This window comes from Opitutus terrae PB90-1 (assembly GCF_000019965.1).
Classification (GTDB): Bacteria; Verrucomicrobiota; Verrucomicrobiia; order Opitutales; family Opitutaceae; genus Opitutus; species Opitutus terrae.
In genome coordinates this window covers 3,525,114-3,541,177 of sequence record NC_010571.1, presented here as the reverse complement: position 1 = coordinate 3,541,177, position 16,064 = coordinate 3,525,114, and the positions used below count along the sequence as shown (strand labels likewise).

Sequence of the window (16,064 nt, the reverse complement as noted above, 5' to 3'; positions counted from 1 at the left end):
CGAGGCGGCGCGGCAACGTGGCTATGCCGAGGCGGCGATAGACCGGTTGCGGCGACCGGAACATTTCGTGCGTTGCCTCCGCCCCCGCGCGGCTCGTCATTTGAAGGTGACGCGATGGACCTTGGGCCGGCACCATCGAGCATGCGTCTCGCGCTGATCAGTTTTGAGTATCCGCCGGCGGTGGCGATCGGCGGTATCGGCACGTACGCGTGGCAAGCCAGCCGCATGCTGGCCGAGGCCGGCGACGACGTCGTAGTCTTTGCCGCGGGTGTATCGGACTCCGTGGAGCACCCGATGCCCCGGGTCACCGTGCATCGCATCGCCGCCACGGCTCGGCCCGAGTTTGCCTTCGCTCTCGTACCGGTTCTACGCACGGAACACGCGCGCCACGCCTTCGACGTGGTGGAGGCACCGGAGATCGGACCAGAAGGACTGCCGGCCTTCGAAGCGCTGCCTGAGCTTGCCCGCGTAGTGAAACTGCATACGCCGACTTACTGGGTGAATCGGATAGGCTACGAACCGCCCACGCGCCGGCAGCAGCTGCGGGTTATCCTTGGCGCGCTGCGGCGCGGTCGCTGGCAGCGAGTTCGTCCGCCGGTCTACGCTCCAGCAGACGACGCCGAGCGCCGAGGAGCACTGCTCGCCGACGAGATCGCCGCCCCCAGCCGGGCGATCGCGGAACTACTCATGCGCGAGTGGACGCTCGATCCGGCTCGGGTTCATACATTCCCGCTGCCGTTCGAGCCGCCTTCGGCTTTGCTGGACCTGCCGGTTCCGACACAGACCCGCACCATCGGTTTCTTAGGCCGACTCGAGCCTCGCAAAGGCGTAGTCGAGATGGCTCGCGCAATTCCCACCATCCTCCGCTCTGCGCCGCATCTGAGTTTCCGCTTCATCGGTCCATCCTGGTCTTACCACGGCGGCGATATGCGGCAGTGGATGGAGCGCCGGCTCCACGCCTTCCGCTCCCGGCTGCATTTCACGGGCGCGGTTGCACCGCGGGACATCCCTGCCGAACTCGCGCAGTGCGACGTCCTGGTTCTGCCGAGTCGCTGGGAAAATTTCCCGTTCGCCTGCTGGGAAGCGATGGCCTCAGGCCGCGCGGTCATAGCCTCGTCGGCCGGCGGCATGGCAGAGGTGATCGAGCCGGGAATCAGCGGGCTTCTGGTAAGGCCCCGCTCGAGTCGGGCGATCGCCGACGCCGTCGTTGAGTTGGCCCAGTCGACCTTGCGCGTGGCAAGCCTCGGTTCGGCGGGCCGCGCGCGTGTGCAGGCGTTGCTATCCCCCGCGCGAGTTTACCCATTGCAACGCGCCGGCTACGAAAGGGCGAAAGCCGCAGCCCACCGGCGCCGGTCGATCAACGTGGCTCCCTCCCTCGCGTGAAGGCCAGTATCATCATCGCCACGCACAACCCGCGGACCGACTACTTGGAGCGCGTCATCGCGGCCATCCGCAGGCAAACGCTGCCCCCCGGCGAATGGGAATTCCTGCTGGTGGACAACTGCAGCTCGCCACCGCTGGCCAGCGACCTCACCAACTGGCACCCGCACGGCCGGATCATTGCCGCGCCTATGCTCGGGCTGACTCCTGCGCGGTGTGCCGGGCTAGCCGCTTCGCGCGGCGAAATCCTCATTTGGGCGGACGATGACAACGTCCTCGCGCCGGACTACCTCGAGCAGGCGCTGACGGCATTTGCCGCGGACGCAAAGCTCGGGGCGGCCGGCGGCAAATCCATTCCCGAATATGAGAGCGCTCTGCCTCGATGGTATCACTCGGGACTCGCTCCACTGGGCTGCCGTGACCTGGGCGACGAGCGGATTGACAGCCGCTGGACCACCATGGAACCGAGATTTTATCCGTCGTCCGCGCCGCTAGGCGCAGGGTTGGTCATTCGCCGTTCGGCGATGCTGGCATGGGCTGTGGCGGTGGAGCACGATTCGCGACGGGCCCGATTCGGTCGCCACGGCGCGCAGCTTACGTCCGGCGAAGACAACGACATTAACCTGACCTTGCTCGCGGCGGGATGGAAGCTGAGTTACCTCCCCGCACTCCGCCTGATCCACCTCATTCCTCCACGCCGGCTCACGGCTGAGTACCAAGGGCGCATCGGGGAGTCGACGTCTCGCGACTTCGTGCGAGTACTTGATGTGCACGGCATCAGACCCTGGAGACCGATTCCGCGCTGGGGCGTACCGCTGCGGAAAGCCCGCGCCTGGTTCAATCGCCGCGCGTGGCGCGGGCCGGCGGAGCACATCCTCTGGCGCGGAGACTGCGGTCAGTTCGATGGCCGCGCGTCGATCTGGAACTTGCAGAGGGCTCGTATGCTAAAAGCCGTGGGAGCGGGTCGCGCCGTTTATCTGCTCTACCATCAGCCGATGGGATGGGTGCGCGGTTCCTGGCGCGACGGCGGCCCGCTGGGAAGACGTCGCACCGAGCGAGGCCGACGCGCCATGATGTCTGCCGCCAGCACGCTTCCTCCGCCGTCTGCGACCGGAAGCTCGCCCATCGATGTCACCCTTCTTACCGGCCGACAATTCTGGTACCAGACCGCGTTTTGCCTGTGGACCCTCGCCCGTACCGCCGAACGGCCGGTGCGCCCGCTGATCATCGATGACGGTACCACTGATGAGACGGCCATCGCGTCGCTGCGACGCACGTTCCCGCAAGCGCGGTTCATTCCTCTCGCCGAAACCATGGCCCGACTCGACGAGGTGCTGCCGGTAAAACGTTTTCCCGCCCTGCGTGCTCGACGGGAGAATTTTGTGCTCCTGCGCAAACTGACGGACGTGCATGCCGGACTCCATGGTTGGCGCTTGCTGCTCGATTCAGATCTCTTGTTCTTCCGCCGGCCGGACGTTCTGCTCGACTGGCTGGATCGACCGGAACGACCGCTGCGCGGCGAGGACGTCATGAATGCCTATGGGTATCCGCTCGAGGAGTTGGCTTGTCTGGCCGGCCGGACTCTTCCCGAAAGAGTTAACACCGGAACGCTCGGACTTCGTAGCGACACGATCGATTGGGAACGCTTGGAACACTGGTGCGACGCGCTGCAACGCCGCGGACCGCATTACTTCCAGGAGCAGGCGCTCACTGCCATGCTCCTAGCGGGTGCGGATTGCGTTGTGCTGCCGCCCGAAGACTACGTGGTCTTTCCGCATCCACCTGAAGTCATGGAATGCCGCGCGGTGATGCACCACTACACCGCCGGATCAAAGCGCTGGTACTTCCGCCACAATTGGCAACGCGTGTTTGGTTCATGACCCGCCCGATTGTCCAGTTTCTCTGGATGGGATGCCGGCTCTCCACACTCGAACAGTTGTGCCTCCGCTCCTTTCTGGCCCACGGCCGTCAGGTGCACCTCTACACGTATCAAACGGTCGAGGGGGTACCGGAAGGCGTGCAACAACGCGATGGCCGAGAGATCCTGCCGGAAAGCGCGGTCTTCGCTTACAAGGAGGGTTTCGGCAAAGGTAGCCACGCGGGTTTTTCCGACCTGTTCCGCTATCACCTGCTCCGAAAAAAAGGTGGTTGGTGGTTCGACATGGATTTCGTCGCTTTGCGTCCGATTCCCACGCCCGACGATTTGTGGATGGCTTCCACTTTCGAGGGGGAATGGGGTGAGTGCGCCAACAACTGCGCATTGTATGCGCCGCCCGGGCATCCTGCGCTCGTCTGGCTTTGCGACGAAGCGGAACGCATTATCGATACCGGCACCTGCAACTTCGGCGACACCGGTCCTTTCCTCGTTCAACGCTTGGTGCGGGAGAAAAACCTCCACCGTCACATGGCGCCGTGGTGGGTGTTCTCGCCCTATCCTTGGCGCCAGATTCACCGCGTGGCGATCACCGGCTCGCTCAAGCTCGTAAAAGATCAGTTGCGGTGTCTCCGGTTCCTTTACTGGCAGATGAGGCGGAAGGATTTCCGGGCGGGCTATCTCCGCCGAGGTTCGCTCGCGATCCATCTCCACAACGAAATCTGGCGCTCGTTGGGCATGGACAAAGACGCCGCTTACCATCCGCTCTGCCTCTTCGAACGACTCAAGCGAAAGTATCTCCTAGAGTCATGAGTCACCTGCTTCATCAGCTTATCAATCGCGCAGGTTTTCATGTGCGTCGCCTTGACGATCTGACTCACCTGAGGAATCAGGCCGGCTCGGACAAGGGCTGGGGCTACGCGGGCGGCACTACTATACCAGACTCAACCATCGTCTGTTTCAGCCGCTGCGCCGCGCCAATCACGTTCGTTGAAATCGGTCTACTCCGGCCGGACCGCGATCGCCGGCGACCGACCGCGGGAGCTGAAGGGTTGAGCCGCGCTGAGGCGACTTCCGCGCCCTCGTTGGAGGCGTGGCGCCAGTACTTCCGAAATGCCGTATCATCTGAATCGATATCGATGATTTTCCCGCGGTGCAGGCTCCTAGGATCAGGATCCTCCAATGCGACATGGCCAATCCCCAGGCCTCCGTCAACTTACTGCCGCACGTCCACCCGGCATCGATATCCTGATCGATGATGGCAGCCATCTCTTGCACCACCGGCAGATCGCCTTCTCGGACTGTTTCCGCACCTTAATCCCGGCGGTTTCTACATCATCGAGCACTGTCAATGGCAGGATCCCTCGCTCAAAAGATCCACCGCGATCAAGACTCGTGATCTCTTCCGGCAATTCCGCGCGACCGGGCAACTCATCCCTTCATCTATCCCGGCCGAGACTGCCTGGGCTCGCTTCCACGATCGCTGAAGTACGGCTCCACGACTCCATCGGGCCCATGATCGACGACACCGAAGACGCGCTTTGCTTCATCCGCAAAAAGAACTGATGTCCGCCGTGCCCTCTGGCCCGCTCGTCTCCGTCGTCATGGCAGCCTACAACGCCGCCATTCACGTCGTTGCCGCGCTCGACTCGGTCGCCGGCCAGACGTGGCCCCACATTGAGATCATTGTCGTGGACGACGGTTCTACGGACGGGACCCCTGCGATCCTCGCACATTATAGCCAATTCCGTGGCATTCAGATCATTACGCAAAGCAACCGCGGACAATGTGCCGCGCTCAATCGCGGCCTCGCCGCAGCCAAGGGCGAGTTCATCAAGTTTCTCGACTCAGACGATCTGCTCTCGCCGAACGCCATCGCCGTCCAGGTAGCCGCGTTGCAGGACCGGCCCGGGCTGGTGGCGTACGGCGAGTGGGCTCGCTTTCACACCGAACCTAAAGAAGCGCAATTCCGGCGCCGTCCCGGGTGGCACGATGCTGGACCGATCGACTGGTTGGTTGAAATCTGGGATGACGGCCAGCCGATGATGCAGTGCGGACAATTTCTAGTTCCGCACGCGCTTCTGGCGCGGACCGGCGGCTGGGACGAGCGGTTATCGCTGGTCAACGACTTCGAGTTCTTTGCCCGTGTAGTTCTGGCCAGCAGTGGCGTGGTGTTCACGCCGGCTGCGCGGCTGTATTACCGCTCGGGCATGCCAGACAGTCTGTCGGGGCAGAAATCGGGGGCTGCGTGGGCGTCGGCCGCGCGCTCGTTGACCTTGGGCACCGACTACCTACTTGCCGCCGAAAATTCGGCGCGCACGCGACGCGCGGCGGCTGCTGTGTTGCAGGAACTCGCCTACTCGATGTACCCGAGTGCGCCGAACCTCGTGCGGCAGCTTGAGCAACGGATTGCAGCGTTGGGCGGATGTCCGCGCCCTCCACAAGGGGGCTCCAGCTTTCGCCTTGCGCGGCGGCTGATCGGCTGGAAAGCAGCCCGATGGCTGCAGATCGCCGCCGGCAAATACCCAGCGCCCGAATGACCGAGCCTCAGACGCTTGGGCGGTTCGCGTTCGTCGACCACCTCCGCGGGATGGCGGCTCTGGCCGTCGCGGTCTTTCACGCGTTCGGATCCACCTTCGATACTGCGATGTGGGCTCCCCTGCTGCCGTTCGCTGCTTGTGCCGAACTCGGCTGGCAGGGCGTGCACGTGTTTTTTGTCCTGAGTGGATTTTGTATCGCCGAGAAAATTGCTTCGCTCGTCCGGAGCGGCCGAGGCCCGCGCGCCTTTATGCGCGATCGATTCTGGCGGATCATGCCCGCGTACTGGGCCACCCTGCTCGTCTGCCTCCTGCTCGGGCTGGCAGCCGTCCCTTTTAACGGCAAATCGCCTGCCTCGGCGTTGCCGCCTTCCATGTGGGCCTGGTTCCTGGACTTCGGATTGGTGCAGCATTGGTTTGAAGTTCCTTCGCTGCTACTCGTCAGCTGGACCCTCGCCTACGAGGCCGCCTTCTACCTGATTGCGGCTCTTTTTCTCGCCTTCCGACCGGCCGTTGGCGAGTGGGGAGTGATTACGGCGGGCTGCGTGCTCACCGTCTTCTGCTTCCTTATCCGGTCATGCGAAATTGAAACGCCGCTCAGGTTTTGGCCGGAATTCTGGACGGGATTTCTGGCTCATGCCTTTTTGCTGCGTCGTAAGGTATGGCTTGGAATCGCCGTCGTCCTTACGCTCGCGTTCGTGACCTTGCTGATTCCTGCGAACCCGATAGGCCAGCTGCATCTCGTATCCGTTCTTACTGCGATCGTGCTCCTGGCTGCCTATCGCCATGACCAGGACCTTATTCGCTGGCCAGCGTGGCAGTGGCTCGGACAGATCGGCGTGTGGTCCTACTCGCTTTATCTCGTCCACGCTCCGCTGCTTAGCCGGTCGCTGAATCTTGGTCGTCGGTATGTGCCGCCTGACTCGCCGCTTTACGCACTGCTGCTGTTGGGGGCCCTGGCGCTCACGCTCTACTGCGCCTGGATCTTCAGCCGCCTTGTCGAAGGCCCGATCGAGCGCTGGCGCCACCGGCCAAAGTTGCAGGTGGAGTGTCAGATTGCATGAGTGTCCTGATCTCTCATCCCAGCGTGGCGCCGTTTGTCCAACAGGCGGCGCGGGCGTTTCACGAGGCCGGACGCTTGGACCGGTTCGTCACCACGCTGCGGGACAATCCGTCGAGCCGGTGGCAACAGCTCGCCTGTGGCGTCGCCCGCCTGGCCCGTTTTGACCTCTGCCGGCAGCTCGCGCGGCGCGCCGTGACCGAGCTTCCGCCAGAAAAAGTGCAGAGCCTTCCGTGGACGGAATTGCTCCGATTGGCGGTCAGCCGTGTCGATCGCGGTGGTCGGCTCACCGATCGGGTGTGGGCCTGGGCTGAGCCGGCCTTCGATCGCGCCGTCGCTCGGGAACTCACTCGCGCGCACGACCTCGTTTACGGCTACGAGTACTCCTCCCTGGCGGCGCTCACCCGCGGCCGGCAACTCGGGATCTGCACCTGCTATGATGTGCCCGCGCCCGAACCACAGTTCGTCCGAGCCATTCTCGAGGCTGAAGCGCGCCGCTGGCCGGTGCTCCGAACGCCTTATTATCGCCACACCGCCCGTCGTGAAGAAGCGCGCACGGCCCGGCGCCGAGCGGAATGGAACGCCGCTGACGTCGTGATCGCCGCGTCGAAGTTCACGCGCGATAGTTTCGCGCACGCAGGACTCGATGTGCGGAAGGTTCGAATCGTACCTTACGGCTCGCCGCCCGCGGTAAGCGAGGAGGCGGCGCAATCCGGAGGAACGAACGATCCGCGCGTACAGCTGCTGTGGGCCGGAACGTTCTCGGCGCGCAAAGGCGCCCACTATCTGCTCCAGGCTTGGCGTGAACATCGCCTCGGCGAGATCGCCCAGTTGCGGGTGTTCGGCACGATCCGCCTGCCCGACGAACTGCTCCGGCCATTGCCCGCAGGCGTCGAGTTGGGCGGATCGATCCCGCGCGCAGAATTGATGGCGCATTATCACGCCAGCGACGCGCTAATATTCCCGACGTTGTGCGACGGTTTCGGCATGGTGGTCACCGAGGCGTGGTCACGCGGATTGCCCGTGCTGACAACGCCGCGCGCCGGGGCGGCGGATCTGCTGTGCGAGCACGAGAACGGACTGCTTTTCCCTCCCGCGGACGCTGATGCGATTGCTGATACTCTCCGTCGCTGCAGCGAGCAGCGTGACCAGCTTCGCGCCATGCGGGTCCGTGCCCGCCACACGGCCGCCGGCTGGCAATGGTCCGACTATCGCGCGGCGCTGCGTGCTGCCCTCGAGCCGCGGCCTCCGCAGCGCTGATATTCCACGAGATGGCGCCCCTGAACGACGTTTGCCTCCTCACCCCGGGGCACCTGACCTCGACCCCGCGGTTGGTCAAAGCCGCGAACTCGCTGGCTTCCGCTGGCTACAAGGTGCATGTCGTCGCCGGTCGCTACTTTGCACCCGCGGAGTCACTCGATCAGACCATTCTCGCGCCAGCGGAATGGTCATGTACTCGCGTGGCTTACCACCGGGGCATTCGCGGCATCCTATTGCGGCTGCGCCGGGAATTCGCGCGGCGCCGGATGCTTCATGGCTCTCGGCCGGGCACGCACACCGCCGCGCAAGCGTTGCACGCGGGTGTGCCAGCGCTCGTCGCGGCCGCAATCCGTGTGCCGGCGGCGTTCTATTTTGGCTTCGGCGGGTTGCCGGGCCTGGCTGCAGCCGCGACCGCGGCGTCCCGGCGCAGCGTAGCTTACGGGTTCGACGCGGAAGACTGGCATGAGGGCGAAAGCGATCTTGTTCAACAAAACCGGGCGCTCGCCCGGGCGGTGCCGCACGTGCTTGGCGAACTATTGCCTCGAGCAAGTTTCGTCTCCGCTGCTTCGCCGCTGATCGCCGAAGCTTACGCCCGAACTTACAGCGTAAAGCCGGTGTGCCTGCTGAATGTGTTTCCGCTCGCGGAGGCGCCCACCGTGCCGGCGGTCCGGTCTGCACCGACTGAACAACAGCCGGCCGCTCTTTATTGGTTTTCACAAACCATCGGCCCGGGCCGGGGGCTCGAACAGATGATCGACGTGGTCGCCCGTATGCGCACACCGACGCGCCTGGAACTTCGCGGGTTCGTCGCCGACGCGTACCAAACCGAGCTGACGACCCGCGCCCGCATCGTGGGGGCACGAGTCCCCCTGTTTCTTCCACCCGCACCCGCCAGCGAAATGGCTCGGCTCGCGAGCCATGCCCATCTCGGTCTTTCGCTCGAGCAACCCCACCCGCTGAACCACGATCTTTGCTTGGGCAACAAAATCTTCACATACCTGCTCGGAGGTGTGCCGGTCGCCCTCACGCCGACATCAGCGCAGCGGGCGCTCGCCACCGATCTCGGCTCAGCCGCCCTCATCGTGGATCTCACCGAGCCGAGCACCGCGGCAGCAAATCTCGATCGCTGGTTTAGCGGTCAACCGGCCACCGCGGCAACCGAGGCGTGGCGACTCGGCCACGAACGCTACAACTGGGATTGCGAACAGCGCGTGCTGCTCGACGCGCTCCGGCCTTACCTGCGCAAACGGTGACGCAGACTGACATACCTTCATCGATGCGCATCCTCCTTGCCGCAGACCCCATCCTGCCCGTTCCGCCCACCGGCTACGGCGGCATCGAGCGGATTGTGGATGCACTCATCCGCGAACTGAGAACCCGCGGACACGCGGTCGGACTCATCGCCAAGCGCGGCTCGACCTGCACGTGCGAATTCATGAGTGCTTGGCCGGGCGAGTCCGTTGCGGGGAAGGCGGACACGCTTCGCAACGCGCTCGCACTCAGCCGGGCGGTTCGCGACTTCGATCCGGACGTGATCCACAGTTTCGCGCGGCTGGCGTATCTCACGGCGGTGCTGCCGAGTCGCCGCCCCAAGATCATGTCCTACCAACGTCACACGAGCCCGGCGCAGGTGCGGCCCGCACTGCGGCTCGCGCGACGAGGTACGCTGACGTTTACCGCGTGCAGCGAGTACATTTGCATACAGGGCCGATCGCCAAGCGTCGCGTGGCACGCCATCCACAATTTTGCTGATATCACCCGCATCGACTTTGCGCCGCAGGTGCCCGCCGACGCACCGCTCCTCTTCCTCAGCCGCGTTGAATCCATCAAGGGGCCTGATCTCGCCATCGCGATCGCCCGGCGTGCCGGCCGCCGGCTGTGGGTCGCCGGCAATCGGCCGGCCAGCGGCCCCGAGGCGGCGTTTTTTCGCGATCAGGTGGAACCACACCTCGGCCGGAACGGCATCGAGTGGATCGGCGAAGTCGACGATCGAAGGAAAAACGAACTGCTCGGCCAATGCGCTGCCCTGCTCGTGCCAATCCAATGGGATGAACCATTTGGGATCGTCTTCGCAGAGGCACTCGCCGCGGGGACGCCGGTGCTGTCGTGTGCTCGCGGCGCGTTGCCGGAGATCGTACAGCCCGGCGTGACCGGGCTCTTCCTGACGAACGTGGACGATGGCGCCGCCGCTGTCCGCCGAATCCCGGAACTCGATCGGACGGTTTGCAGGCGCGACGCGGAGCAGCGCTTCAGTCCGGGCGGCTGCGTCGAGCGCTACCTGAAACTCTACGCCGAGTGCGTCGCGAACTGCACGGTACGATGAGAACGCTGCTCGCCACCGTTTCCATCGGCGCGCGCGACCGGCTCACACGCTATTCGCTTCCGCGGATGGAAGACTGGAGCCGCCGTTGCGGGATGGAATTCCAAGTGATACGCCGGTCACTGATTCCAGCAGAGCGACCGCCGCATTTCAACAAGCTCGCGATACCGGCCCATTTTCCAGACTACGACCGTTACGTGATCGTCGATGACGACCTGTTGATTTCCCGTCATGCCCCGCCGCCTCCGGATACGCCGCTTGGAAGCATCGGACTGGTTCCGGACGAGGAGCAGCGGCACACGCGCGCCGCCTGCGTCAAATGGACCGGCAACACCGGGTTCATCGTGGCCGACAAAAGCACGGCGCCCGTGTTCGCCGATGCATTGGTGCGCGGCAGCGACGCAACGATCTGGGGCTACGCCGACCAGAGCGCCCTCAACCGCAGCGCATGGACGATGGGAAAACTCGAGTCGCTCGATCGCCGCTGGAATTTCATGCCGGTCATCCATCATTTCGTCACCCGGGACGCGTGGCAGCAATGGAGCACGCGACGAACTTACCGTTTGGGCTATTACCTGGACATTCTGCTGCGGCCGGGTTCGAAAAACCGGCGGATGATCCGCGATGCGTATGGCGTGCACCTCGTGCGCGCACCGTACCCATGGCTGTTTTCGCGGCTGATGAGCTGACTTCGCACAAGGTGAAAAAGGTTCTTGTCGTCAGTCCGCATTTTCCGCCCATCAACGCGCCAGACATGCAGCGGGTGCGCATGGCCCTGCCGCACCTTCGCTCGCTCGGCTGGGAGCCCACCGTGCTGGCGCTGGACCCCGCATCGATCGAAGGAGGTGTACGCGAGCCCCTGCTCGAGACCACCTACCCGGCGAATGTGCGAATCGTCCGCGCACGCGGGATTTCGCCGGCCCTGACACGGCGGTTCGGTTTCGGCGGGCTCTGGCTTCGCTGCGGTCGGGCGCTGCGCGTTGCCGGAGAGAGCTTGCTTCGTGGCGAGCGGTTCGATCTCGCGTTCTTCAGCACCACACAGTTCGACGCGTTCGCGCTGGGGCCTCGGTGGCAGCGAAAATTCGGGGTGCGCTATGTCTTCGACTACCAGGATCCGTGGATCAACCCGTACTACGCTCGCACCCGAACCCGCCCGCCCGGGGGAAAGTTGAAATTTGCGTTTGCCCAATTCCGCGCGCGCCGACACGAGCCCGGCACGTTGCGTGATGCCTCCGGTATCGTGGCGGTCTCTGACGCTTACGGACCCATGCTGGCGCAGCGCTACCCGTGGTTCGATGCGACTCGCGTTGTGTTTCTGCCCTTCGGCGCGGCGGACGGGGACCTGCAAATCGCCCGCCAACACACTCCCACGAGCCTGCTCGTTCCACGGGCAGACGGTCTCATTCACCATGTTTATGCGGGCCGTGGTGGGTCGGACCTGGCGCCAGCCGTTACGATGCTTCTGCAGGGGTTTAAGCGCTACTTGAATTCGGATCCCGCGGCCGCCGGACGCCTGCGTCTCCATTTCATCGGCACGAGCTACGCGCCCGGGGCCGCTGCAGCCGAGTCAATCATGCCCATCGCGCGCGCGCTCGGCGTGGACGCATTCGTGCAGGAGCATCCCACCCGTGTGCCGTATTTCGACGCGCTTTCTTACTTGATCAATGCGGACGCCATTCTCGCCCTGGGCTCGCAGGACGCCACCTATAGCGCGTCAAAAATTTTCCCGTATCTTCTAGCCCGGCGCCCGCTTCTCATCCTTTTCCATCATTGCAGCGCGGTGCATTCGATCGCCGAATCGGCGGGCGCGGGCCTAAGGATCGCTTTCGGCCACGACACCGACGTCGAACAGACCGCCGCGCATATCTTCGAGCGGTGGTTCAAGGATGGCGCGTGGCGACGCGTCCCCGTCGCGGCGCCCGCCCAGCTGGAGCCCTTCACCGCCGAAGCGATGACCGCCAAACTCGGGGTTGTGTTCGATAACGCCGTGGGCTCCGTGCGCCGCGGCGCCGTCTAGTCGCCCGCATCCGCATGTTCGCTCCTGCCCGGCCATCCCGTCCACGACAGCTGGACCGCTACACCCAGATCAACGAACTCGCGTTGGCGGTTCGCGCGTTTCTGCGGCCCGGCATGCTGGTCACGACAGGCATCGTCCTGCTCGCCGCGGGTAAACTTTATCACGACGGACAACCCGGGGTCACCAGCCTCTTGTTGATGGGCCTAGGCACCCTGTTCTGCCTGCGCATCTGGTCGGGCTCCGCCATCGGCCTACCACTGTTGCCGCTCGTCGCGGTGCAACACCTCGTCGTCTACGGGCTGCCGCTTTTCACGCAAAACGAGACAGTAACGATGTATCCGCCCGAATCGATCACCCAGGCGGGCGTCGAAATTCTCGTTTTTCTGGGCGCGCTTGGCGCTGCCTGGAAGCTCGGGATGAACCTGGCCCGACCGGCGCGGCCCTACGCTTACGCCCTCGAGATGTTCGTCACCGGGGAACCGAACGCGAAACTCAATCGGCTTGGCCTCGGCTTGGTCGTTGCCTCGACCGGCTATTCGGTCGCGCTCTCGCTGGGCCTGACGAGCATTCTGTACGAAGTCCTACCGGCCGGGACCTACTCGGTCATAACAGCCGTGATCAACTCGGTCGGCATGTCCGGCTATTTCTTGGTAGCCCTGACCATCGGCGCCAGAACTGCCAACCGCCAGACTACGGTTCTGTTCTGGCTGCTCTGGTCCGCCAACTGTCTCATCTCGGCCTCCGGCTTCCTGCTTTCGGCAGCCAGCAATTTTGTCGCCGCAGTCGTGATCGGTCTATTCTGGGGCTCCGGCCGCTTCCCGTGGCGGTTGGCCGTCGTGATGGCAGCGATCATCTCGTTCCTCCACATCGGCAAGTTCGAGATGAGGGCCAAATACTGGGAAGCCGAGGACGGCGAGGGTCAAACCTTCGGCTTAACCCATATCGTGGACCGCTACGCTGAATGGACGCGGGCCAGCTACACGGCATTCGCGATCGGCCCTCAGAATGCGGAAGGCACGGCCGACGACTCCTCGATGACCAACCGGGTGAACAATCTGCAGAACCTCCTGTTCGTGATCAACGCAGTCGAGACGTCCCATATTCCGACGCTGCAAGGTCAAACCTACGCCTTGATTCCTCCGTTGCTTGTTCCTCGGGTCTTCTGGAACGACAAGCCGCGAACCCACGCCGGACAGGTTCTGCTCAATGTCCATTTTGGACGCCAGACCCTCGCCGCCACCTTCACCACCTACATCGCCTGGGGATTGCTGCCTGAGGCTTACGGCAATTTCGGCTCAATCTGGGGACCGCTGATCCTGGGGCTCGTCCTCGGGTTTATCTTCGCTTGGATTGAAAACTTCACCGCCTACAAACCGCTGTTGTCGGCCGAAGGCTTTCTCTCATTTGCGTTGATGTTGAGCATCATGGTTTCCTTTGAGATGGTCGCGAGCGTGCTCGTCACATCGCTGTTCCAGTCGATCGTGACGATCTTCATCGCCTGTTTGCCGTTCGTTCGCTACATGCGAGTCGAACGACCGGCGCCCACCGTAACGTAGCGATCGTGCGCCACTCCCTGCGAAGCCCCCTCGGATCGCTTCGCGCGCTCGCGTCCCACTAAAACTCCCCGACCGATGCAGGCCAGCTCACGGCGCCGCATTATCAGCACCTCGGCTGTATTCCTCGGCGGCGTGCTCGCCGGAATCGCGCTGCAGCATCACTGGCCGGTTGGCCGATGGGGACGACAGTCCGGCCCGGCACTGCAGCCCGCGCAGGTCTCGACTGCCCAAGTCGCCGCCCTGCCCGCTCACCGACGCCTGATCGTGGTCGCCGTCGGCCAGTCCAATGCGGCCAATTACGCGGCCACCCGCGCATCCGGTGGCGCCGGCGTCTACGCCCTTCAACGCGGGCAACTTTTCCACGCGAGCGATCCACTGCCCGGCGCTGACGGTGAACGCGGATCCATCTGGACCCGCCTCGGCGCCCAGCTCGCAGCATCACAGCAATTCGACGCCATTGTCCTTGCCGTCGCCGCCCGCGGATCGAGCTTCGCGCGTGACTGGGCGCCCGGCGGCCGAACTTTTCCCCTGCTCGAGGCCACGTTGACCGATCTGCAACGTACCGGCTTGGCGCCTGATTTCATCCTCTGGCACCAAGGCGAATCTGAAGGTTTGAACGCCACCGCGTCAGGTGCGGACTACCTCGCCGCGGTACAGGCGGTGCAATCCCACTGCCAACAGATGTTCCCCAACAGCATCTTCGTGGTCGCCCAGGCGACGCTGTATTACGACGCACCGCGCAACGAACAGATCCGTCTCGCTCAGCGCACAGCGGGCGCGTTGCCTCGTGCCGCCGTCGGTCCCGATCTCGATCAGTTGGACGGTGACAACCGATCGGACGGCGTGCATTTCAGCGCCCGCGGCGCCACCGCTGCCGCCGAGTTGTGGTTCGCCACCTTGCGTCCCTTGATTGAGCGCCGGCGCGAGGCGCAGGTCCTTCCTTCTCATCCGTGAAATCCCGGATTGATACCCTCGACGGCCTTCGCGGCATCGCGATTCTGCTCGTCCTCGCCGGGCACACCGTCGCCAACCTGCAGCCGCTCGGCTGGCTCGAGACGCCGTGGATTCGCGCCCTGGCGAACCCCGGTGGCGGCGTTCGGCTGTTCTTCGTGCTAAGCGGATATTTGATCACTCACCTCCTTCTGCAGGAGCAGGCCGCGACGGGGAGCATCGGGTTGCTTCAATTCTATCGCCGCCGGGCGCTCCGCATCTGGCCGGCGTTCTACGCTTATCTGCTGACGCTGGTCCTGCTCGCGTTGTGGTTTCCCACGGGCCTCAATGTTGGCACGTTCACGGCCGCGGCGACCTTCACGTGGAACTACGCGTCGTTCTGGGCCGTGCCTCCGCCAGAAGGCACCTGGAACCTCGGCCACCTGTGGACGCTCGCGCTGGAGCAGCAGTTTTACCTGCTTTGGCCGCTGGCGCTGATCGTGTTTCCGCGGCGCGCACTCTGGATTGCGGTCGCGCTCGTCATCTGGTGTCCGCTGGCTCGGGTCGGCACCTACTACCTTTTCCCCGCGCAACGCGGACTGCTGGCCATGATGTTTCACACTGGCATCGACAGCTTGATGGCCGGCTGCGCGGCCGCACTGCTCCTGCAATCCGCCGCTTGGCGAGAGCGATTGTTACGATGTGGACGGCTGGCCGGCAGCGCCGCGCTCTGGTTGCTCGTGCTTTCTCCGCTGGCCGCTCTGCATGTGCGGGGCTTCGGTGTTTCCGCCGGCTTCACACTGGATGCGGCCGCGGCCGCGCTGTTGATCGCCTGGATGCATCGTGCACCTCCCGCGTGGGCCCAAGCACTGCTCGGCCGCGGGCCGCTCCGGATGCTGGGGCTGATTTCCTACAGCCTCTATCTCTGGCAACAGCTGTTTCTCTCCCCTGACGGTTGGCTCGCGCAAGGCCGGCTCCTCGCACCTCTTCTCGCGGCGTTGGCCGCCGCCGTTCTCTCCTACCGATTGGTGGAAAAACCGCTCTTGGGCCTGAAGGACCGCCGCCATCGCTCTCCTCCGCTACCAGGGTTGCCCGCCAAAACCGCATGATCCGCCCGGCAACCCAAGTTTC

At 64.2% G+C, this 16,064-nt stretch carries 12 protein-coding genes; all 12 read left to right on the top strand.

Annotation, left to right across the window (positions count from 1 at the left end):
* Positions 1–141 precede the first annotated feature (141 nt).
* The 12 genes from OTER_RS14015 to OTER_RS13950 all read left to right on the top strand — a co-directional run bounded on the left by OTER_RS14015 (position 142) and on the right by OTER_RS13950 (position 16,042).
* Positions 142–1,383, top strand: coding sequence for a glycosyltransferase family 4 protein (locus OTER_RS14015; protein WP_012375582.1), 1,242 nt, complete (start codon positions 142–144; stop codon positions 1,381–1,383).
* Positions 1,380–3,260 carry a glycosyltransferase family 2 protein gene (locus OTER_RS25210; protein ID WP_012375581.1) on the top strand — a complete coding sequence of 627 codons (1,881 nt, stop codon included), beginning with the start codon at positions 1,380–1,382 and terminating at the stop codon, positions 3,258–3,260. Before OTER_RS14015 ends, OTER_RS25210 begins: the two co-directional genes overlap by 4 nt.
* Complete coding sequence (locus tag OTER_RS14000) at positions 3,257–4,066, top strand: glycosyltransferase (RefSeq protein WP_012375580.1); 810 nt, start codon at positions 3,257–3,259, stop codon at positions 4,064–4,066. Before OTER_RS25210 ends, OTER_RS14000 begins: the two co-directional genes overlap by 4 nt.
* A 752-nt stretch (positions 4,067–4,818) precedes the next feature.
* Complete coding sequence (locus tag OTER_RS13995) at positions 4,819–5,793, top strand: glycosyltransferase family 2 protein (protein WP_012375579.1); 975 nt, start codon at positions 4,819–4,821, stop codon at positions 5,791–5,793.
* On the top strand, positions 5,751–6,854 hold the full coding sequence (locus tag OTER_RS13990; protein WP_237702362.1) for an acyltransferase family protein: 1,104 nt from the start codon (positions 5,751–5,753) through the stop codon (positions 6,852–6,854). The genes OTER_RS13995 and OTER_RS13990 overlap by 43 nt, the downstream gene beginning before the upstream one ends.
* The gene (locus tag OTER_RS13985; protein WP_012375577.1) at positions 6,851–8,110 is read left to right on the top strand and encodes a glycosyltransferase family 4 protein; all 1,260 of its coding nucleotides are present in this window, start codon (positions 6,851–6,853) and stop codon (positions 8,108–8,110) included. The genes OTER_RS13990 and OTER_RS13985 overlap by 4 nt, the downstream gene beginning before the upstream one ends.
* A gap of 353 nt (positions 8,111–8,463) precedes the next feature.
* The gene (locus tag OTER_RS13980; protein WP_148218120.1) at positions 8,464–9,363 is read left to right on the top strand and encodes a hypothetical protein; all 900 of its coding nucleotides are present in this window, start codon (positions 8,464–8,466) and stop codon (positions 9,361–9,363) included.
* A gap of 23 nt (positions 9,364–9,386) precedes the next feature.
* Positions 9,387–10,433 carry a glycosyltransferase gene (locus OTER_RS13975; protein ID WP_012375575.1) on the top strand — a complete coding sequence of 349 codons (1,047 nt, stop codon included), beginning with the start codon at positions 9,387–9,389 and terminating at the stop codon, positions 10,431–10,433.
* Positions 10,434–10,968: 535 nt separating this feature from the next.
* Positions 10,969–12,447, top strand: coding sequence for a glycosyltransferase family protein (locus OTER_RS13965; protein WP_148218119.1), 1,479 nt, complete (start codon positions 10,969–10,971; stop codon positions 12,445–12,447).
* Positions 12,448–12,461: 14 nt separating this feature from the next.
* Complete coding sequence (locus tag OTER_RS13960; RefSeq protein WP_012375572.1) at positions 12,462–14,003, top strand: hypothetical protein; 1,542 nt, start codon at positions 12,462–12,464, stop codon at positions 14,001–14,003.
* A 264-nt stretch (positions 14,004–14,267) separates the two neighbouring features.
* Positions 14,268–14,957: a sialate O-acetylesterase gene (locus OTER_RS13955; protein WP_158305439.1), complete on the top strand. Its 690-nt coding sequence runs from the start codon at positions 14,268–14,270 to the stop codon at positions 14,955–14,957.
* Positions 14,954–16,042, top strand: a complete 1,089-nt coding sequence (locus OTER_RS13950) for an acyltransferase family protein (RefSeq protein ID WP_012375570.1) — start codon at positions 14,954–14,956, stop codon at positions 16,040–16,042. Before OTER_RS13955 ends, OTER_RS13950 begins: the two co-directional genes overlap by 4 nt.
* The last annotated feature ends 22 nt before the right edge of the window (positions 16,043–16,064 follow it).

What these genes read in the sequence shown, in the direction of transcription:
- OTER_RS13990 (WP_237702362.1), top strand. Translation starts at nt 5,751, where the DNA reads ATGGCTGCAGATCGCCGCCGGCAAATACCCAGCGCCCGAATGACCGAG.
- OTER_RS14015 (WP_012375582.1), top strand. Translation starts at nt 142, where the DNA reads ATGCGTCTCGCGCTGATCAGTTTTGAGTATCCGCCGGCGGTGGCGATC.
- OTER_RS13995 (WP_012375579.1), top strand. Translation starts at nt 4,819, where the DNA reads ATGTCCGCCGTGCCCTCTGGCCCGCTCGTCTCCGTCGTCATGGCAGCC.
- OTER_RS13975 (WP_012375575.1), top strand. Translation starts at nt 9,387, where the DNA reads ATGCGCATCCTCCTTGCCGCAGACCCCATCCTGCCCGTTCCGCCCACC.
- OTER_RS13960 (WP_012375572.1), top strand. Translation starts at nt 12,462, where the DNA reads ATGTTCGCTCCTGCCCGGCCATCCCGTCCACGACAGCTGGACCGCTAC.
- OTER_RS13985 (WP_012375577.1), top strand. Translation starts at nt 6,851, where the DNA reads ATGAGTGTCCTGATCTCTCATCCCAGCGTGGCGCCGTTTGTCCAACAG.
- OTER_RS14000 (WP_012375580.1), top strand. Translation starts at nt 3,257, where the DNA reads ATGACCCGCCCGATTGTCCAGTTTCTCTGGATGGGATGCCGGCTCTCC.
- OTER_RS13965 (WP_148218119.1), top strand. Translation starts at nt 10,969, where the DNA reads ATGGAGCACGCGACGAACTTACCGTTTGGGCTATTACCTGGACATTCT.